Source organism: Dictyobacter arantiisoli (genome assembly GCF_008326305.1).
Taxonomy (GTDB): Bacteria; Chloroflexota; Ktedonobacteria; order Ktedonobacterales; family Ktedonobacteraceae; genus Dictyobacter; species Dictyobacter arantiisoli.
In genome coordinates this window covers 1-18865 of sequence record NZ_BIXY01000106.1, presented here as the reverse complement: position 1 = coordinate 18865, position 18865 = coordinate 1, and the positions used below count along the sequence as shown (strand labels likewise).

Below are 18865 nucleotides of genomic sequence, written 5' to 3'. Positions count from 1 at the left end.
AGTATCGCCTATTCGTTGCGGTTCGGTGGGCCTTGAGCACCCCTTGCCGATCCCATCGTTGCAACGTCTTCACGGAAACGCGGATTCTTTCCCCAAATTCGCTCGGTGTATACATAAACCTATCTTACACACCTTTGCGCACTTTGTCAAGAGCTAGCTCTTGGCTCCTTTATCCATAGGAAGGCTCTGGTTAGCAGGACTGCATGGCATTATTCACTGGCGAGAGGAATGGTTGCCAGCAGTGGAGCGGGTTGGCAGTGAGGACAAAAATGCGCGCTTCGCTGTCCAATCACCATACGTTCAATCAATGTCCCACAACGACTACACGGTTTCCCATCCTGATGATAAACATGCACATGGTTAAAATTCTCGCCCGCCTCACCCCATAGATCCCGATAGTCATTAAAGGAAGTGCCGCCATGTTCAATCCCGCGTGTCAACACCTCAACAATCCCTTTGTGAAGCAATGCAATCTCAGCATCTGAGAGGCTATCGGCTCGTCGCGTGGGATGAAGAGAGGCATAGAATAGCGCCTCATCAGCATAGATATTGCCGACGCCTGCTACGACGGTTTGATCCAGCAACAACTGCTTAATATTCGTCCGACGGCCGGACAGAGCAGCGGTAAAATGGGCCAGCGAAAAGTCCTCACTGAAAGGCTCGGGACCCAGACCATGTAAAGCCTCCTGCTCTAGTGCCCGACCCCACAATCCTACCTTCCCAAATTTACGTGGATCAGTGAAAAGCAGGCATCGTCCATCCTCAAAGATAAAACAGACTCGACAATAGCGCAATTCATGACTATAGGATAATCCACTCGCGGGATCAAACGTGAATAACGGTCCCTTCGTGCTCCAGAGCGCGGCATCCAGATCCTTTAAACTCATATCAAGCGACCAGCCAGCGGGTAACAACAAAAAATTGCCCGTCATGCGACGATGAATCGACAAGAAAAGGTCCCCGCTCAGATCCATCAACAAAAACTTACCTCGTCTTCGAACGCCCTCGATGCGCCGCCCCGCTACCTCAGCCAGAAAGTCTGGCACTGCAGGATGACTGATGGTACGCTCCCAAAACACTAGCGCCTCACGAATAGTCGCACCTACTACAGATGCTCGCAACTGGCGAGCAGTATATTCAACCTCTGGTAATTCCGGCATAATTTTTTCTATCCATATACACAGCCCAACCCGGACATACAGCAACTCAGCATGTCAAAGCCAGCCAGCACGAATCCAGTCAATTGGTAAAACGGACAACAGAATAACAACCAGACAACCCTCAGCTTAATCCTCATGCCCCTATCCGTCAAGATTCCCTCCATAAAAAACCATCGTAACAGCCACTCTTCACGGGCAATACCGCTTAAACAAGAGGAATCTCGACGAATACGGTAGTAGCGTTTAGACGACCGGTGGTTACGATGGTTCCTGGTTCTCTTCAGAGACGATTTCCCAGGCGGTATACCCAACTTCAGTATCTTCAATGAGGATGTGCGCTGGCTGGCGGGCAATGCGCTGGACAGACAGGACATCGCCGGCCGCTCCAGAGAAGTTACCAGCAAAGGCCAGAAGAAGATAGGAGGTCAGGCCAGGGCAAAGGAGGGTGACAATGATGCCAATCAGGGTAATCACTACCAGTGGGGCCAGACCTACGCTGAGATACGCATTGCGCTGAAAGAGTTGATTGCGAGCGCCACAATAAAGGGCCAGCGGGAGTTTGGCACCAAAATGGGGCCTGCCACCCCAGAAAGCAAAGACAGCACCATGAATCGCTTCGTGAATACCCAGGATAAGGACATATCCTACACAATTGAGCACAAGCCAGAGGATAATGCCCCACCATGATAGCGAAGCGATCCAGCGCTGGTGCTGTCCAAAATAGGCCAGGCTATCCAAGCCAATAAAAAAGATTCCGCTTACAATCAGCATCAGCAGACTCAACAGGGCCAGCGGACGCAATTGCTCGGTATCTAACAATGCCAGTTCATCTCTTTTGCGCAACAGTCCTCTATCAATCAAAGCCTGCTGGCTACGTCGGGATTGGGGATGAAAACGGTCGATCAGCAATGGTGTCATAGAAAAAAATCCTCTCGCTCTCTTTGCATATATCATACAACAGTTCATTGGCCGCAAAAAGAAGCGAGAGTTTCTGCCTTATAATGATGGATACGCTACAGAGCAACTAGAAATAGTCTATACCTGGGCATGACTGGGTTCAGGGGGCAAATTGAGCAATGACTCCTCGATCTGCAACCATTCCAGTTGTTCGGCATCGGTACTGGCAATGCGCGACTCGGATGAGGCAGAATTTTGCATCCGTCTCAAGACACGTTGTCGAAATCCATTAAAGAAGCTTTGCTGTAAATTGGGAGGGGGCATGATATGTAAAGCGATCAATTCGGGATCATAGAAATCATTGGGTGTAAAGGCCAGCGAGACCAGATTAGTATAGCCTCGTACTAACGATAAACGTGCCTCCGGGGCGAAATAATCCAATTGGGTACTGGAAAGCAGTAGACAACCCGCAACACGGCAGGCATGCATAATAGGACAGGCGACGGCACTCACTTCGTGTTCAGACTGATAGGCAGGCAAAAATGTCTTGTTCGACTGCAGATCTCCAATCTGCTCCAGACGGCAAGAAACCGTAACATGTCCCGCCAGCGATTCGGCTCCCAGCAAGAGCGCCTTCTCTTCCAGGTCTCCTCCCCAGGGAGGAGTGCCTAATCCAACACTTTCACGTAAACTCCGGATCTTCCCATCGCGTGGTGGCATACAACGAACCACGGTAATCGCCATTCCGACACGTTCGGGATCAAGTTGACGGAGTGCCTGTTGCAAAACCAGGCGCGTAATGGACCAGAAACGCAAGAGATCTGGAATGCTGGCACGCGCATCCAGCACCTCCATTATGAACTTGTATGGGATCTCCTGTTCAGACGTATCAATGTCCACGTCAGACACATCCGATGAAACCTTTTCGAGCAGAGATTGTAACTGATTGCGCTGAGGTTTCGGCATGGCACGTAAAAGCTGTCGCATATTATGGGGGCGCGGAGAAGATTCGCCACTGACCCAGCGACTCAAAGTGACTGAATGCACTCCAATTTCTGTCGCAATCCGGTCGCGCTCAGATGTGTTACTGATGATACTGCCTAGAAATTCACGCCATTCCATGGCGCCTCCATGTTTTCTCTTTCAAAACGCAGGAAACAATCAAAAACCAGTATCGCTCATTTTTCATGATAGCAGAACAGTAAAAAAATGTCAAAATATCCACACAAATGGAGAATAGAAGCAGCGCTAGAAGTACGGGAAAGAGGTTACAAGGCTTTGCTTTCGCTTCTCTCCCATCCATGGTATGATGAACAGAGAACACAACAGATGGCTATGAGACAAAGGATAAGCAATGATCGATATTTGTATTTTAGGCACCTGTGGCATGATGCCTCTGCCGGGGCGCTGGCTCTCATGTGCCCTGGTACGCAATGGTTCGACGCTCACCCTCTTTGATTGTGGCGAAGGGACTCAGATTCCCTGGAAATCACTTGGCTGGGGTTTCCGCCAGCTTGGGACCATCTGCCTCTCGCATATGCACGCAGATCACGTGGCGGGCCTGCCTGGTGTACTGTTTATGGTTGCACACGCTGGCCGTACGGAACCCTTACATATCTATGGACCTGCTGGTACCAGTTATATCATCGAAGGATTGCGCCGCATCGCCCCGGAGCTCCCCTATCCTATTATCATCCATGAGATAAAAGGGTACGAACGCTTTACGTTAGAAGGAGGATTACAGGCAACCAGCGCCCCGGCTGCCCATGGTATTCCCTGTCTGGCCTATCGCCTGGATCTCGCACGTCGTCCGGCGTTTCTGGCAGAGAAGGCCAAAGAGCTGGGATTGCCCGTCCAATACTGGTCAAAACTCCAGCGTGGTGAAAACATCGAATATAATGGACAAGATTTTCATCCGGCGCAGGTTCTGGGACCCCCCAGACGCGGCATCTCCTTTGCCTATATTACCGATACACGCCCAACCAACCAGCTGATCGAGCTTGCACAGGATGTGGATTTACTACTCGGTGAAAGTATGTATGATACGGTTGATGACCTTCCCCTGGCACGCACAAACGCACATATGGTCTCAGAAGAGACAGCGGGCATTGCGAAAGCGGCAGGCGCGCATGAGCTCGTGCTTACCCATTTCAGTCCAAAAATACATGACACGCGTCAGGCCGAAAAAGCGGCTCGCAATGTCTTTCCGCACACCCGAGCCGCCAAAGATGGCATGGTGGTTACGTTAGACTTCCCTAACTGATCAGAGGATACGAACCGTTATGGATTGAGTCCGTCAGCTCGTTGCTTGTGATCTCTACCTGCACAGGTGGAGATTTTTTAAGATAAAGGTCAAAGAATTCGGTAAGCAAACGTACATACTCGGCACGGTCCGAAAAGTAGACGCCACAATGCTCAACATCCGGCGCCAGCCAGAGTTCCTTCGGCTCACCAGCTGCCTTATATAACAAAGCAGCATCATGGGGATCGACAATGGAGTCTTTCATCCCATGAATCAACATAATGGGCCTTGGAGTGATACGACCGATATCACGTAACGGCTCAACTTGATTGAAGTGATAGCCCGCACGCCACCAGAGAATCAAATCCGTGGCCCAATCAAAAATCACAAACGGCAAATGTAAGGTTCGGCTCACTGCGTATTCAACGACGCTGCGATGGGTCGCAAAAGCACTATCGGCAACCAGAGCTTGAATCTCAGGCGAGCGAGCGGTTCCCATGATTGAGACTGCTGCTCCCATCGAATACCCCACCACGCCTAAACGAGCTTCAGGCGAGCGCTTTCGCGCATATGCTACCGCTCCCAGAAAATCATTAATCTCGCGATACCCTAGCGTCACAGGCATCCCTACCACCGTACCATGGCCGTAATATTCAAAGACTAAAATATTATGACCGGCCTTCCAGAGCAACGCACAGAGACCCAATACATCAGTTTTCGTGCTGCGATAGCCCGGGGAAACAATAATGGTAGATGTCGCTTCAGCATGGGGTATATACCAGCCGTTTACCACATGATCATTATGCAATGATGGGAAAGATACATCTTCCGCAGGCAAACCCAGTTCAAAAGGACTAAAGGTATAGAGCGCAAAGGCTGCCAGATGCTTTGGACGGGTCAATGTATCCACAATATACAAACCTACACCGATAATACCAGCAGCAGCCCCAACCACAACGCCAGCGCCAGTTCCCAAGCTTCCCCATAATAAACGCTTCAGCGAAGGGCGAGGATGTCTGACGTTCGCAAACTTGAACATAGAAATCCACAACCTCTCTAGTTACAAACAAATATATTTCGTCACATATGATAACAGTAAAATTGCTTAGTTTATGCCCATTGCGCCATCCTATCTTCTATCTACTCTTTTTCATTCAAAAAGTATACATTCTAAGCATCACACATCTATATTTTCCTGAGCGTTATATATAAGTTTTCGCACCCGAGATACTCAAAAGTTTTTTGGGTAGTGTAGAAAGAGGATACAGACGTATCAGCACCTGCCTATAAACACGGATTCAAGTGGCTGGAGCCTGACGCATTCCCCTGATTCCGTGTTTGAACCACTACTCATCAAACACGTTGTATGGGCAAGAAATGGCACACTCCTATAATCATTCCCCAAATTTATATAAAATATAATATATATGAATTGCAATTATGAATATTGCAGAGTACACTAAGATCAGAAACACTATTGATCACTATCACAAAAATGCACTAATTCGGAATAGAAAAAACGAGACCCTTATTCTCGCACCTAGAGGCTGTGAGAAAAGTAGTCTCGCCTGGCCTGCGAAGCCGACTGAAGATAATCAGTGAGCGCTTTTCACACAGCCTCTACTGCTCTGTCAAGCTTCATTTGAAGGCTGACAGAGTACTACGTGTGTCTAAGCCAACATCTAAACAAAGGTTTAACGTAGATGAACCATAAACTACCTTCCTTCTGGGCTGAACCAGGAAAATATCTGGATACAACAGATAGGAACACAAAGGACCCCCTTCCTCCGCTAGCAACCAGTATTGGTTGGATACTTCAGTGCGGCGTGGTATTGAGCACACTGCTCATCATTTGTGGAATGCTCTTGATCCCAACGCGACCCGGTGGCTTATCCTCTCAACGGGTCCAAAATTTTCCACAAACGCTCCATGATGTGTGGGTCGGTTTGCTCATGCTACGACCACAGGCCATCATCACGTCAGGTTTACTGGTACTCATTGCCACACCGGTGGTACGAGTGGGCGCCTCCATTTTCACCTTCCTAAAAGAGAGAGATCATAAATATGTGATCATTACAACTATCGTTCTGGCAATCCTTCTCTGCAGCATCTTCCTGGGGCAGGGAAGTTCAGGGGAGGCAGCTACAGCATTGCAGTTTCACTTCTCCTTCACCAGGGCTATCCTGATCTTTCTGGGTTCCCTGTTGGCCGGTTTAATCGGTGCACTGGTCGGATTGGGGGGAGGCATCATGGTCGTACCAATGCTGACGATCATCTTTGGCTTTCCAATCTCTTTTGCGATTGGGGTGAGCATTATCTCTGTAATTGCCACCTCCAGCGGAGCGGCGATTGCCTATGTCCGCGATCGTCTGACCAATATACGTATCGGCATGTTTTTAGAATTAGGAACAACGCTGGGAGCCGTCAGTGGAGCCTTCGTGGCAGGTCTCCTGGCCCCCAATTTGCTGGGCGTCATCTTTGGGTTTATCCTCATCATTTCAGCGGTCCCTCTGGTCTTTAAAATTGGGGAAGAATTCCCACAAAGGGTTCATAATGATCGCTGGGCCACAGCGCTTCATCTGGCAAGCTCCTATCCAGATCGCACTGCCGGACGCGAGGTAGCCTATCAGGTACGACGCACCCCCTTTGGATTGGCGATGATGTATCTGGCAGGGCTGATTTCTGGCCTGCTGGGCATTGGGAGTGGGACCTTCAAAGTTGTAGCGATGGATACCATTATGAGCCTGCCATTGAAGGTATCGACTACAACCAGTAATTTGATGATCGGTGTCACAGCAGCCGCCAGTGCGGGCATCTATTTCTCGCGTGGAGACATTCCTCCACTGGTCGCCGGACCGGTCGCGCTGGGAGTATTAGCAGGTGCGCTGCTGGGTGCCCGTTTACTTTTATATATGAGTAATCGCATCCTTCGCGTCATCTTTGTGCCAGTGATTCTCATTTCCGCCCTTGAAATGATCCTGCATGGACTCGGTATTGGTCCGTTCTAAAGCCTCATCCCAAAGCCGTGCCCGCCACCAAAGAGGTAGCAATGTGGACAATAAAGGAGAAAAGCACAGCCATGTATATACTTTTCTCCCCCTGGTGCATCTTATAGAGAAATAATCTGGATGCGTGACGTATAATACGTGAGGAGAATATCAGAAAGACAACATTAAATTTCTCCTTATGACACAGTACGGTTTTACGACAGTACGGTTTTACGTATGCGGCCTGGGGCTCTATTCAAGAAAACACAAAGGTGCTTATGTCTGCACACCTTAGAAGTTGATAATAATGAAGCAAAAATCAATTTTCATGCCTCGCCTTAACCGAAAAAAGCAACTTTTGCCTGTACTATGGTTTCTAGTCTCTCTTTTAGTTGCAATACTCGGCAGCTTTTATATCTTCAGGCATGCAATATCTGATAATCTTTCCTCACTCATCATCAGTACAGGAATAGATCCATTACGCTCAGCGCTTATCGGTGCACTCCTGCTTGCTGCAGGTGGTGCCTTGATCGGTGCCACGCTCACCAATCGTAAACTGGGGAGCCTGGTAGGGGCTTGTATCGTATTTAGCATTAGATATTTGAACGATTTCATCCAGACCGAGCTCCTCCCGGTCACAGATGCTGGCGGCCATCTCAAAACCCTCAATAGCAATGTTCTGATGCACACCTGTCTGGTAATGCTTGCACTTGCAGTTATCAGCGCCTTCATCGGATCCGCAGTCGGGGTGGCTCTGTATGAAGTAGTCGTAGATCCCGTTATTTCATTGGTGCGTGCCATTTGGAAACGAAGCAGCCTTCATGCCGATATCACCAATCGCACCACACGTCCCGTAGTAATCCCGGCCCGCGCATCACTAAAGAAAGGGAAAAACTGGACCTGGAGCATAGGCCGTACCGCCTCTATTGTCCTGTTACTGGTAGTATTCTTTCTTGCCAGCCAGTCCAGCGACCTCTTTATCTTTTCTCCCGACGTCTCTATCCACAACGCACCACAACTTGGCACGATTGATGGAGGTATTTCCGCCATCGGGACAACAAAATCAGTATGGATGCATAGCCCGGCAATGGGTAATAAGCTTCGCTTATTTGATATCTATCTACCACCAACCTACTTTACCGCTGTTGGCAAAAACAAACACTATCCAACAATCTATCTCTTGCACGGTTCTCCAGGCAAGGCCATAGACTGGTTCACGGCAGGGAATGCCGCCGAATCTGCAAACGCGTTAATTGCAACCAGGGAAATTCAGGAGCCCATCCTGGTAATGCCAGATGGCAACGGCGCACCGGGCGCTACCACTGAATGGGGCAATAGTGGGAATGGAAAACAAGCGATCGAAACCTTTGTAGCACATGATCTGGTTACCTATGTCGATCAACATTATCGCACCATCCCTGATGCCGCCCACCGTGCTATCGGTGGCTTATCGATGGGTGGCTTTGGCTCCATGAATATCGCCATCCACCATCCAGACGTTTTTAACTGGGTGGTCCCTCTGGGAGGTTACTACTATCCAATGGGCTCGATCTGGGGACCAAGTCAAAGCTATCGACAATATAACAGTCCCCAAATACAAATCACGCGCAGCCCTGCGGCGCAAAAATTACATATCTTCCTGGGAGATGCAATGCAAGATGCTCCCTACTACAAAGATACAGTGAGTTTTTCCCATGTACTCGACTCATTGCACATCAAACACATTTTTTGGAAAGAGAAAGGACATCATTCCTGGAAGGTCTGGACCGATGGACTGTATCTCGCCTTAAAGTGGATAAATTGGGGCCCTATTCATCCGGCCCCGAGAGTAATCCCACCAAAATAAGCTATCCCCGGGATAGAGAACAAGAGAAAGAGCTTCTCACATCTGCATCGATGTGAGAAGCTCTTTCTCTTGCCGTGCCAAATTATCAATACCACCTCTGAATCCCCGCTGATCGCAACATTCAAGGCGCGTCCGGCTAGAGTTCTGGTCAATCGCGAACTCTACCGCAAGGATGGCGTCTATGCCTCGGAGCGTTCGGCTCGCCATATTGAATTCGAGTTGCCCGCTGACATCAACTACCAAACAGGCTTCCATCTTGGTATCGTGCCTCATTGTTATGAGGCACAGGTTGCCCGTGTGGCCCGCCACTTTGGCTTCACACCAGATCCTCAATCACAAAGACCAGATCTGGGATCTGCTCCAAAAAGGCGCTCTCATCTATGTCTGCGGGGATGCTGCCAATATGGCTCCAGATGTGCGCCGGGCCTTCATGACGGTCTATCGCGAAAAGACCGGTTGCTCCGAACAGGAGGCCGAAGCGTGGCTGAATGAACAGACAAGCCAGCAACGCTATCTAGTTGATGTCTGGCCAGCCAGACCATCCATAAACATCAGGGTATCCAACCAAAGGATCTTCCACATCGAGCAATGTGGAAGATCCTTTGGTTGGATAAAAGAGCAACAAAAAAGCACATTCCATAATGGATGTGCTTTTTTAAGCTTGGCGGAACCGACGGGATTTGAACCCGCGGTCTTCTGCGTGACAGGCAGACATGTTAGACCACTACACCACGGCTCCTTGCTTTTCCGTTCGCTGTACTTCTCAGTACCGCTCACGTGAATAGATAATATCAGAACGAACTCATCCTGTCAACCCTTTTTAAACGATATTTTAAAAGATCCTGAGAAACTTATAAAACCCTCACTAAAAAGCTCTACGGAAAAGAGAGAGGCCAGCAACGTTTGTTAACGCTGCTGGCCTCTCTCTTTGTTGACGGAACCGACGGGATTTGAACCACCGGTCGCACCTGGCCTTGATCCCCATTGATCAGTTATTCGCCAATTACGATGACATCCCTAAGCATGCACCAGCACTCAACGCGAAATATGCTCAACCTGGCGATCCATATAAGCAAGCGATTGAGAGGCCGGTGGTCAATCCTCTCCACTTTTCTGTTGGCCCTCTCAAGCCCATCAGTTCTCCCTAAAGGACGGAGAGCCTATTTAAGCACTCGATAAAACTGGTATTGAACTTAACACATTCCTTTCTCATCAAGAATAGCTCTTTTGCTTTCTTACTTGTCCCCTCGACAGTTCCCGAGTGATTTCTATCACCTCTTTTTCTTCGCATGCTTGATCACCATAACAATACACAGATCAGTCCATACTTCTAGGTTGCATTTCCCTCGTCCTGACTGTTTTTTTCACTTTTTCCCAAAAGGCGAGGACAATACTTTTTGGATAGGCGGCAAAGTCATCCGTACAGACCAGCAAACTTGGCACCCATTGACAACACCTGCGAACGTGCTGGAAGAGGCGATCATGAGTATACGACCTCGCTGCTGGCTCACCATTCCTGCAAACCATAAACGAGTGGTGACATCCATCGCGAAAGCCAACCACACAATAATCTTCCTTACTTTTGCCAGTATTTCATCAATTTGAATGTACTGGCCCTTCGCTTTCCCTTGTTTCACCACCTCCATGTGAACGTGCTTACAATGGCTCCCTACACGGCGTTGCTAGGCTGCTACTGTCTGTTCATCAAGTCCAAACGAATGAACAATAGTTTGAAGTGAACACCCACAGGTCAGCAGTGTCACCATTAGTTCTATCTTCTCCTCATCTTTATGGATTCCTTCATGGTACTTTCTATTGCGCTAAATATTTTCCCACATGTATGGCACTTATAGCAATTCACTCACGTCTATGAATACTAATATTGTCCTTTTCACCAGTTAGTGAAAAGTTACCATAATAATATTGACAAATGCATATTCTTCATTTATAATTTACAAACACACTAATTAGTTTATTATTGCTTTTAATGAAAGGATTTCAGTTGAGAGCTAATCGTATTTTATCGCTAAGTATAGCTACGCTAGTTATTACCCTTATTTTCTTTACGAGCAGCACTTCCAACGTTCATGCAAGTAGTAAGCCTAGCGTACCTCATCTTGAACATTGTGCAGTTGAGTTAGTACATTTAAATGGTTCCAATGCTCCAACAGTTGAATGTTTAAGGCCAGAAAAAACTGCTGGTCAAATCATTCCAAATACGTATGGGACTGATTGTACAAGTCAGGCTCTATTGCTCCAAGCACAAGATAACAATGGAACTTTACAAATCTGTTTCCTAGGAACAGGCTTTATTAACTTGACGGACTATACCTGGAGGTTCTGGCCTAACACCTGGAATGATAGGCCTACCTATTATCAGTCAGGATGCACTAGAGGTATTTTTTATTCTGACATTAATGGGCAAGGGTCAACTCAAAATTTTGGTCAATATGAATCTGGAAGCCTTGGGACTGTCCAGTATACTTTATCTTCTTTCTACATAGGTCAAGTTGCTTGTTAGATGTTAGTTCTTAAACGGGCTCTTTGATTTGAAAAAATAGCTAAGAGATAATTTATCTTAGTTATTTTGTTTCTGATTAAGAATTACTTAATTGAGGTATGCAGATGGAACCACAACGTATGTATGAGCAAAGACAGAGTTATGAATCTACTTTTAGTGCGCTGTCCTATGAAAAAGAAAAAGTTGGTAATAAAAATCGTAAAAGTATTTTTATTGTTAATGGCATTTTTCAGATAATTATCATTGTTCTTGGTATCATATACTCAATGAGTGCTTTACCTAGTAAAACACAAGCTATGTCAATAAACATGATATCGCTTAATGTATTTTTATTTATACTGGTATGGATTTTGCCGCGAAAACTAAGGGTAGGAAGAAGAATTGTTTATAGTAGTTTGATTTTTATTGCATCCTTGATATTATGCTTTATATCAGTGATCGTATTAACTGCCAATGGGTCTGATGTTCTTTTAATCGTTTGGGGTATTTTTGTTTTATTGGTGTTAGCTACGTATTGGCTTGCCAAAAGTATTCCAGAAATAACGTTTTAAGAATAACTTGGTAGTTTGTCAATGGTCGTGTAAAATGTCGATTTCTGATTGATTGGTCGATAAGCCGATATCGTGCATGTATTGAAAAATCCAGTCTGTGGAAGAGGCTCATTAAAGTCTTTTTGCCATATCGGCGTTGGCATTCTCAAGCCAAGAACGGAAATCTTCCTTACGGATATCGCTCCACCGGTCCTAAATCAGCGCTGGAATTTGACCCAGAAGAATATCCCGGCCTGCGCATGATCGGGGAACTGCGCATGCAAGGCAAGACAGCCGAGGCCATTATGGACGCCGTAAACGCAGCGGGGTATCGGACTAACAGTAAGCGCTTCGGCGCACGCCCTTTTACCATCGATACCATCAACGCCATCCTCCGCAATGAATTCTACACACCATACGAAGATGGCGACGACAGGGGACCGTATCTTACAAAGGGAAAAAATACCGTGGGCTACACCCGGCGGCCTTCACAGCTGAAGAATGGGAACGTATCCAGATTGGGACGAAGTTAAATCTGCGAGCACCACATCGAAGTGAGCCAGTGCAACGAATCTACAAGTTCGCGGGCTATATCAGCTGCGTCCATTGCGGTTTGAACCTCCGCTGCAAAACCGGAAACTCAAGCGTTGACTACGGCTACTACAAAGATATGGCCAGGGCACGCGCGCTGCCGTGTCCGGCCGGAGGATACCTGCAAGTCCGCACCGAACACGTCATGCAGCAATTCGGAGAGCTATTACAGGGACTACGCTTGCCCGCCTACTGGCGCGATATGGTCCGCGAGCAAATGATCGAGGCCGCACAGAAAGCTGGCTTTGACCAGGAAGCCATGGAACGAGAAAAGGAGCGTTTACGTTTAAAGCGCGGGCGCATCCTCAAGCAGCACCGAGACGGCTACATTGAAGACGAGGAGATGGAGGCAGAAGTCGCCGCCGTAGAGCTGGCACTGAGGGCTTTAGAAGTACCGGAAACAAATGGCCGCCTTGTGGACAGTCGCGACGGTAGAGGAACGCCGCGATATGGTCATGCATATCTTGGAACCTGGAGGGCTTAGCTACGATGTGGAGCAACAGGAGATTGCGGCGATCACACCGCGACCAGCATTTTTACCCGTCTTGCGCATGCTCGAAGGAATGATGGAATACAAAGAAGCCACCGGGACGCTTGTCACATCTCGGTGGCGATAGCGGAACCGACGGGATTTGAACCCGCGATCTTCTGCGTGACAGGCAGACATGTTAGACCACTACACCACGGCTCCTTGCTTTTCCGTTCGCCATACTTCTCAGTACCGCTCGCGTGAATAGATAATACCAGACTTTAAGCCGTCTGTCAAACCCTTTTGGGACGAATTTTGAAAAATTTCGGATCAAGGGAAAAAAGAGGGGGAAAATTGCGTTATTTCAAGCACAGAACTTACATGAAACAAGGTATACTAATTACAGAAGTTCATTTATAGTACAGCGGAGTAGCTTTGGGGAGGCTTTTTGTGACTGACACGTTGCCAGGTCAGAATTCAGAATCAAGAGGACATCAACAAAAAAGAGGGCCAGGTGTGACTATCGCCTGCAGAATTTGTCAGGCAGTCTACACACCTTCCCAGGACCATAGCTATCTCTTGCGGGCGCCGGCGGCGGCCCTGGAATCTGCCTTTATGAGTATGTGCCACTTTTGTTTCCGCTGTCGCCGTCCTGCCTGCCCACAATGCTGGGATAATGTCCATGGGATTTGTGGGGAGTGCTGCCTGGAGGCAAAACTCCCATTTCGAACACAGATGGCTCCGTTGCGTGGAGTGCTCTTTGCAACCACGCGGCAGGCCCAGTTGCGCCGTAAGCATGCAACTCCGGTTCGCCTGCTCTGTATTCGACCAGGACGTTTCCAGGTAATAGCCAGCATTGATACTGCTGAAACGAATCCACAACAAAGCGTGATTACTCAAACCATACACAATACTGCCCGGCAGGCACCAATCAATACAATACCAGAGTCATCTATTGAGGAGAAAGCCGCTCACCCATCCCGCCTACAAAATACTCGCTCTATTGACGAGATCACCACCAGACCAGCTACAGCCCCCGCAACAGTCCGACCAAACAGCTCGCCACAACCAGCACAATCCAGGCCGACACGTGTCCTCAATATCGACGAGATCGCCACCAGACAACCACGCATGACCGGACCAACGCCCCCATCTTCACCGATACTGGCACAACCTGGATTAACCCGTGTCCTCAATATCGACGAAATAGGCACTCAACCACCACCATCCTCACGTAATATCTCTGGCAGAGAGACAGATGCACATCCCAGACGTCTTTCCCACAAAAAAAACACTTCCCGGCGAGCATCCTCACCACTGGCACGACTGGAACAGATCCTAACAGTCGTGCTACTCATCGTCTTAATCAGTATCCTGCTCCTGATCATCCTCGCACTCATCTCAGCGCAGATCAATAGCGTGCTCCAACAAAGTGTTCACATCAACATTCGCGCGGAACTGGCCTATCTCTGGCACCTCATCGGACAAATCCATTTTTGAATCCCCCGGTCTACCAGCACAATCCCCCCAGAACGCGCTGAGCAAAGCAACACACGGCCTCTCTCAGGCCACATGGGAAAGTTACTTAGCCTGAATGATTAAAAGGGCTGCCATACGCCACAAAGTAGGATACAATACAAAAGATCGAAGAAACACTGTTAGATTCGCCACCTTGATTAAAGGAGGGGGAAGAACACGCTCGCACGAGCTAAATATGGAGTATCTGCTATGGGATTTGATATCTTGGTTGATGGCTACAACGTGATTAAGAATAATGCGATGTTTAAGTATGTAGAAGATAAAAGTCAGGCTGAAGCGCGCAATTTACTTATCAAGCAGCTAAAAAATCGCTATCGCAACACCACTGACCGCGTTGTGGTCGTCTTCGACGGCAAGGGTGCCCGTGAACAAATGCAGCATATTGATCATATTTGTGTAATTTACTCTTGCGCTGGCGAGACCGCTGACTCTGTCATTGTGCGCCTCGCATCAGAAGCACAGGAACGTGGCGTAGAAGTGATGATGTATAGCGATGATGGCGAAGTCAAACAAAATGTCTTTAAACATGGTGGACATACTCTTACCACCCAGGGTCTTGTCTCCTCCCTCAATGCAGCCCCCAAAGAACTGGCGCAACTCTCCGAACACCGACAAAACATGAGACGTGTCTATGGTATCGATCCACGAGCCAAATACCAGCAGGATGATGAAGAGGCAGCCCGGCCCCATGAGAAAAAGAAGGGTAAATCCTCACGCCGCTACAAATCACTCCGTATAGATCGAAAAACGCTAAAGTAATTTTCCTCATCAACGAAAGATCTGGCGTGAAAAAGCAGCAAGCTCTGCCAACTTGCACATCTGATCGTATAAAAAGAGCGACCAGATCATGTTGAATGATCCAGCCGCGAAAATTCCTTTGCTTATCGTGTTATCTTTTACCAACGTTACTGACGTACAGCTGAAGAGACCTCTTCAACTCGTGCTGTCTGCTTACGCAACGCAGGAGAAGGCATAGGTACTTTTCCGAAGCGAGCACGTACCACAAAAGTAAAAGCCTCGATGACAATTTTGCGTGACATCTTCGACTGACCAATGCGACGATCCATGAAAGTAATTGGAATCTCGCGGATGCGGAATCCTTGCTTCATCACGCGATAGGCCAGCTCTACCTGGAAGGCATACCCCTGTGACTGAATGGTATCCAGATCAATGCTTTCCAACACCTCACGACGATAACAGCGATAGCCAGCGGTGCAATCATGGACCGGAATATGCAGCATGAAACGGGCAAAAATATTACCACTACCGCTAATCAAACGGCGGACATATGACCAGTTTGGGGTGCTACCACCTGGAATATAACGTGAACCGATTACCAGATCTGCATTCTCAATCGTTTTGAGGAAGCCAGGCAAATACTTAGGATCATGTGAGAAATCGGCATCCATTTCAAAGGCCGCATCATAATTATGCTCAATTGAATATTTAAAACCAGCGACATAGGCGGTACCAAGGCCCAGTTTGCCAGCACGATGCAACACATGCACGCGTGGATCTTCCGCAGCAATCTGATCAGCCAGCTGACCGGTGCCATCTGGTGAATTATCATCCACAATCAAAAGATCAGACTGAGGAGCATATGAGAACACCGTATCCAGAAGAGGACGCAGATTATCGTACTCATTATAAGTGGGAATAATAATTATCGTTTTCATACAAACTATTCTCCTGTACTCGCAGATGCTAACGTGGAGAGTACTCCAGGCGTCGAGTCATCACATATAGGCAGGGCTCCTCGATGAGGATATATCTATTCTTTGTCCTCTTACGAGTAACCACCACAACACTCCGTTACATTTTCATTCTATTGATAAATTCAACAGGTTTTACTTTGGCAAAATATAGAGCACGCCAATGACCGTAATAATACACAGCAGGACCGTTGCCAGCATGTGACGATCATGCAAGAGAATCTCGTCAGGGCTCCCACCTTCCATACGCATATACACAAGATAGAGATAACGAAATACTCCATACAGCACAAAGGGAACCGTAATAAACAGGCGATGATTTCCAGTTGGTCCCTGGATGGTATAGAGACTATACGACATTAACGTACCAGCGACGACAATTGTCATCATCTGGTCTAGCATAGGAATACTATACTCTTTTAAAATCTTACGGTGACTTCCCGCCTGACCTTGCAATAGTACTAATTCGTGGCGACGCTTGCCAAATCCCATAAAGAGGGAGAGAAAGCACATGACCAGGTAGAGCCAGGGAGAGATCACCACGGGGATAATGACACTACCAGCCACAATCCGTAATACAAAGCCAGCCGCAATGCAAAACACATCGATCAGCACGACATGCTTCAGGCGGAAGCTATACCATATCATCATTATCAGATAGGCAGCAATCGAGCCTGCAAACAGAATGCTTGCGCCACCCAGGGTGTGGTAGAGATCACTATGCGATGGAATAAAGAAGACCAGGGTAGCTAAAATCGCACACAGGAGCAGTAAAACAACGAAAGCCACTTTGGCCCATGCTACAGGCAAACGCCCTGACGCCAATGGGCGGAAACGCTTTACAGGATGTTGACGATCCTTTTCAATATCTAACAGATCATTTAAAACATAAATAGTGCTAGAAACAAAGCAAAAAGTTATAAATGCAAGGCATGTTCGAATGAAAGGATCGAGCTGAAACAGCTGACCGGCAAAAACCAGACCAATAAACACGGCACCGTTTTTTGTCCATTGTTTCGGCCTCATCAAGGCGATCAGAGCTTTTACCTTCGAGAAGAAACTCACAGGGGTAGGATCTAAAACCTCCACTCCTGGTAGTTGGGGGGACTGCTCATCCTCTTTCGTAGTAGACTGAGGATCGTTGTGTATAATAACTTTCTCCAAGAGATTGATTTCCTTCAACGCATATTCAATCAACAGAAAAACATCTACCTGACATCATGGGACGTATCGTTCTATAGTGGGGTAACACGAGGCCCAAAAGTACAGGTCTGCATGTTAGTAGATGCGTCGCTCGAGATCAGCTACGCGATGGAGGGTGATGCGATGTTTATCAGTGCTGATATATTTTTTATCAGTAAAATAGCCCAGTACCTTGTTGACGCTCTCACGTGAAGCGCCCACCATGGAGGCTAGCTCTTGTTGGGTCAGGCGAACCTCAATACGAATTCCATCATCGACTTTTGTCCCATGGGTATCGGAAAGTTCAAGCAGTTTCTTCGCCACGCGTCCATAAACATCAAGGAAAATCAAGTCTTCTACTTGCTGATCGGTTTTGCGTAGGCGTTCACAGAGAACTTCCATCACCCGAATGGCGATCTTAGGATTTTTCATGATGGCATTATGAAAGTCGCTGCGCTGTAAAGTATAACATTCTACCTTTTCGAGGGCAATGGCGTCAGCCGAGCGGGGTAAGCCATCCAGCAAGGCGAACTCACCAAAATAATCCCCCTTACCAAAGACGATCAGCGAGATTTCCTGTCCATCGGGGCTAATCAGGCAAATTTTGACTTTGCCTTCCTTAATGACATACATGACCTGTCCAGGATCATCGCGATGAAAAATAACTTCACCAGAGCGAAAGCTTCTTTTCCGTGCGGCGGCTGACAATTCGCGGATCTCATCGTCGCCCAACCCCTGAAAAATAGTTACCTGCTGAAAATATGTAAATTCATTCTCTGGATCCATCTCTGTTTCCTTTGTAGGTCGGCTCATAAATGCATTATGTCATTGTGCATTCATAATAACACAACCATGTACGGCATGCAATTGAGAGTGGGCCCTCTGTTCCGAGTTGTGGTGGAAGAGAGAAGTTGCGAGGACTGTCATGCCCCCGGCATGCCTGCCATCGCGCTCCATCAGGGGCTGCCGCTTCTGTACCCCGTTTTCACCCGCATGGATGGAAACCCAGAACTCAGGGCTTTTTGGTGTACCCATTTTACCGCGAAAGCTTCCCAAGAAGCAATTCAATTGCTTCTTGGGGGTGAGCACAAAAATGCCGCATTTGTGAAGCAACGTTACGAACAGCAAGCCAATCCATGAGAGCTAAGATCCCTCCGTTCAGAGCTGCAAGTGCTTGTGGTGCATTCTT

General features: G+C 47.8%; 20 protein-coding genes, 2 tRNA genes and 1 pseudogene. 12 read left to right on the top strand and 11 right to left on the bottom strand.

Annotated features, from left to right (window positions below; all coding sequences use genetic code 11):
- The 4 genes from F1593_RS24515 to F1593_RS24500 all read right to left on the bottom strand — a co-directional run.
- On the bottom strand, positions 1 to 115 hold a 115-nt coding region (locus tag F1593_RS24515), incomplete at its 3' end, for a MerR family DNA-binding transcriptional regulator (protein ID WP_149404189.1).
- Positions 116 to 209: 94 nt separating this feature from the next.
- Positions 210 to 1160, bottom strand: coding sequence for a DNA-formamidopyrimidine glycosylase (mutM, locus tag F1593_RS24510; RefSeq protein ID WP_149404188.1), 951 nt, complete (start codon positions 1158 to 1160; stop codon positions 210 to 212).
- 258 nt (positions 1161 to 1418) lie between these two features.
- Positions 1419 to 2078, bottom strand: coding sequence for a DUF3267 domain-containing protein (locus F1593_RS24505; RefSeq protein ID WP_172632420.1), 660 nt, complete (start codon positions 2076 to 2078; stop codon positions 1419 to 1421).
- Positions 2079 to 2195: 117 nt separating this feature from the next.
- Positions 2196 to 3179, bottom strand: coding sequence for a helix-turn-helix domain-containing protein (locus F1593_RS24500; RefSeq protein WP_149404186.1), 984 nt, complete (start codon positions 3177 to 3179; stop codon positions 2196 to 2198).
- Between the two features lie 232 nt (positions 3180 to 3411).
- Between F1593_RS24500 and F1593_RS24495 the strand changes: the two genes are divergently transcribed.
- Entirely contained in the window at positions 3412 to 4320 is a 909-nt protein-coding gene (locus F1593_RS24495; RefSeq protein ID WP_149404185.1) for a ribonuclease Z, read from the top strand.
- On the opposite strand, the gene F1593_RS24490 is transcribed toward F1593_RS24495, so the two are convergent.
- On the bottom strand, positions 4313 to 5338 hold the full coding sequence (locus F1593_RS24490) for an alpha/beta hydrolase (protein ID WP_149404184.1): 1026 nt from the start codon (positions 5336 to 5338) through the stop codon (positions 4313 to 4315). The two genes, F1593_RS24495 and F1593_RS24490, sit on opposite strands and share 8 nt — an antisense overlap.
- 664 nt (positions 5339 to 6002) lie before the next feature.
- On the opposite strand from F1593_RS24490, the pseudogene F1593_RS29995 reads away from it, so the two are divergent.
- The 4 genes and pseudogenes from F1593_RS29995 to F1593_RS24475 all read left to right on the top strand — a co-directional run.
- Positions 6003 to 6401: pseudogene (locus F1593_RS29995) on the top strand (DUF1634 domain-containing protein); the annotation flags it as partial.
- A 48-nt stretch (positions 6402 to 6449) separates the two neighbouring features.
- Positions 6450 to 7307, top strand: coding sequence for a sulfite exporter TauE/SafE family protein (locus F1593_RS24485; RefSeq protein ID WP_371873904.1), 858 nt, complete (start codon positions 6450 to 6452; stop codon positions 7305 to 7307).
- Positions 7308 to 7593: 286 nt separating this feature from the next.
- Positions 7594 to 9132, top strand: coding sequence for an alpha/beta hydrolase (locus F1593_RS24480; protein WP_149404182.1), 1539 nt, complete (start codon positions 7594 to 7596; stop codon positions 9130 to 9132).
- A 69-nt stretch (positions 9133 to 9201) separates the two neighbouring features.
- On the top strand, positions 9202 to 9624 hold the full coding sequence (locus F1593_RS24475; RefSeq protein WP_149404181.1) for a hypothetical protein: 423 nt from the start codon (positions 9202 to 9204) through the stop codon (positions 9622 to 9624).
- Positions 9625 to 9794: 170 nt separating this feature from the next.
- Here the strand turns inward: F1593_RS24475 and F1593_RS24470 are convergent.
- Positions 9795 to 9871: transfer RNA gene (locus F1593_RS24470), tRNA-Asp, on the bottom strand.
- A gap of 211 nt (positions 9872 to 10082) precedes the next feature.
- Here F1593_RS24470 and F1593_RS24465 point away from each other — a divergent pair.
- Positions 10083 to 10280 carry a hypothetical protein gene (locus F1593_RS24465; protein ID WP_149404180.1) on the top strand — a complete coding sequence of 66 codons (198 nt, stop codon included), beginning with the start codon at positions 10083 to 10085 and terminating at the stop codon, positions 10278 to 10280.
- Positions 10281 to 10496: 216 nt separating this feature from the next.
- On the opposite strand, the gene F1593_RS24460 is transcribed toward F1593_RS24465, so the two are convergent.
- The gene (locus tag F1593_RS24460) at positions 10497 to 10778 is read right to left on the bottom strand and encodes a hypothetical protein (RefSeq protein ID WP_149404179.1); all 282 of its coding nucleotides are present in this window, start codon (positions 10776 to 10778) and stop codon (positions 10497 to 10499) included.
- Positions 10779 to 11757: 979 nt separating this feature from the next.
- On the opposite strand from F1593_RS24460, the gene F1593_RS24455 reads away from it, so the two are divergent.
- The 4 genes from F1593_RS24455 (at position 11758) to F1593_RS28640 (ending at position 13391) form a co-directional block, all read left to right on the top strand.
- Positions 11758 to 12204, top strand: coding sequence for a hypothetical protein (locus tag F1593_RS24455; protein WP_149404178.1), 447 nt, complete (start codon positions 11758 to 11760; stop codon positions 12202 to 12204).
- Positions 12205 to 12326: 122 nt separating this feature from the next.
- Positions 12327 to 12716 carry a recombinase family protein gene (locus F1593_RS24450; protein WP_172632419.1) on the top strand — a complete coding sequence of 130 codons (390 nt, stop codon included), beginning with the start codon at positions 12327 to 12329 and terminating at the stop codon, positions 12714 to 12716.
- A gap of 203 nt (positions 12717 to 12919) precedes the next feature.
- A complete protein-coding gene (locus F1593_RS24445) occupies positions 12920 to 13258 on the top strand; it encodes a hypothetical protein (protein WP_149404176.1) in 339 nt (112 codons plus the stop codon).
- Positions 13224 to 13391 (top strand): hypothetical protein, encoded by a 168-nt coding sequence (locus F1593_RS28640; protein WP_172632418.1) that lies wholly within the window; start codon positions 13224 to 13226, stop codon positions 13389 to 13391. The genes F1593_RS24445 and F1593_RS28640 overlap by 35 nt, the downstream gene beginning before the upstream one ends.
- Here the strand turns inward: F1593_RS28640 and F1593_RS24440 are convergent.
- Positions 13392 to 13465: transfer RNA gene (locus F1593_RS24440), tRNA-Asp, on the bottom strand.
- A 294-nt stretch (positions 13466 to 13759) separates the two neighbouring features.
- On the opposite strand from F1593_RS24440, the gene F1593_RS24435 reads away from it, so the two are divergent.
- Positions 13760 to 14743, top strand: coding sequence for a hypothetical protein (locus tag F1593_RS24435; protein WP_149404175.1), 984 nt, complete (start codon positions 13760 to 13762; stop codon positions 14741 to 14743).
- Between the two features lie 228 nt (positions 14744 to 14971).
- The gene (locus F1593_RS24430; protein ID WP_149404174.1) at positions 14972 to 15541 is read left to right on the top strand and encodes an NYN domain-containing protein; all 570 of its coding nucleotides are present in this window, start codon (positions 14972 to 14974) and stop codon (positions 15539 to 15541) included.
- 146 nt (positions 15542 to 15687) lie between these two features.
- On the opposite strand, the gene F1593_RS24425 is transcribed toward F1593_RS24430, so the two are convergent.
- The 3 genes from F1593_RS24425 to F1593_RS24415 form a co-directional block, all read right to left on the bottom strand.
- On the bottom strand, positions 15688 to 16458 hold the full coding sequence (locus F1593_RS24425; protein ID WP_149404173.1) for a polyprenol monophosphomannose synthase: 771 nt from the start codon (positions 16456 to 16458) through the stop codon (positions 15688 to 15690).
- Positions 16459 to 16629: 171 nt separating this feature from the next.
- Complete coding sequence (locus F1593_RS24420; RefSeq protein WP_216368978.1) at positions 16630 to 17658, bottom strand: decaprenyl-phosphate phosphoribosyltransferase; 1029 nt, start codon at positions 17656 to 17658, stop codon at positions 16630 to 16632.
- A 114-nt stretch (positions 17659 to 17772) separates the two neighbouring features.
- Entirely contained in the window at positions 17773 to 18462 is a 690-nt protein-coding gene (locus F1593_RS24415) for a Crp/Fnr family transcriptional regulator (protein ID WP_172632417.1), read from the bottom strand.
- Positions 18463 to 18865 lie beyond the last annotated feature (403 nt).

What these genes read in the sequence shown, in the direction of transcription:
- F1593_RS24490 (WP_149404184.1), bottom strand. Translation starts at nt 5,338, where the DNA reads ATGTTCAAGTTTGCGAACGTCAGACATCCTCGCCCTTCGCTGAAGCGT.
- F1593_RS24430 (WP_149404174.1), top strand. Translation starts at nt 14,972, where the DNA reads ATGGGATTTGATATCTTGGTTGATGGCTACAACGTGATTAAGAATAAT.
- F1593_RS24445 (WP_149404176.1), top strand. Translation starts at nt 12,920, where the DNA reads ATGCAGCAATTCGGAGAGCTATTACAGGGACTACGCTTGCCCGCCTAC.
- F1593_RS24505 (WP_172632420.1), bottom strand. Translation starts at nt 2,078, where the DNA reads ATGACACCATTGCTGATCGACCGTTTTCATCCCCAATCCCGACGTAGC.
- F1593_RS24455 (WP_149404178.1), top strand. Translation starts at nt 11,758, where the DNA reads ATGGAACCACAACGTATGTATGAGCAAAGACAGAGTTATGAATCTACT.
- F1593_RS24415 (WP_172632417.1), bottom strand. Translation starts at nt 18,462, where the DNA reads ATGGATCCAGAGAATGAATTTACATATTTTCAGCAGGTAACTATTTTT.
- F1593_RS24495 (WP_149404185.1), top strand. Translation starts at nt 3,412, where the DNA reads ATGATCGATATTTGTATTTTAGGCACCTGTGGCATGATGCCTCTGCCG.
- F1593_RS24480 (WP_149404182.1), top strand. Translation starts at nt 7,594, where the DNA reads ATGAAGCAAAAATCAATTTTCATGCCTCGCCTTAACCGAAAAAAGCAA.
- F1593_RS24460 (WP_149404179.1), bottom strand. Translation starts at nt 10,778, where the DNA reads ATGGAGGTGGTGAAACAAGGGAAAGCGAAGGGCCAGTACATTCAAATT.
- mutM (WP_149404188.1), bottom strand. Translation starts at nt 1,160, where the DNA reads ATGCCGGAATTACCAGAGGTTGAATATACTGCTCGCCAGTTGCGAGCA.
- F1593_RS24425 (WP_149404173.1), bottom strand. Translation starts at nt 16,458, where the DNA reads ATGAAAACGATAATTATTATTCCCACTTATAATGAGTACGATAATCTG.
- F1593_RS28640 (WP_172632418.1), top strand. Translation starts at nt 13,224, where the DNA reads ATGGTCATGCATATCTTGGAACCTGGAGGGCTTAGCTACGATGTGGAG.
- F1593_RS24500 (WP_149404186.1), bottom strand. Translation starts at nt 3,179, where the DNA reads ATGGAATGGCGTGAATTTCTAGGCAGTATCATCAGTAACACATCTGAG.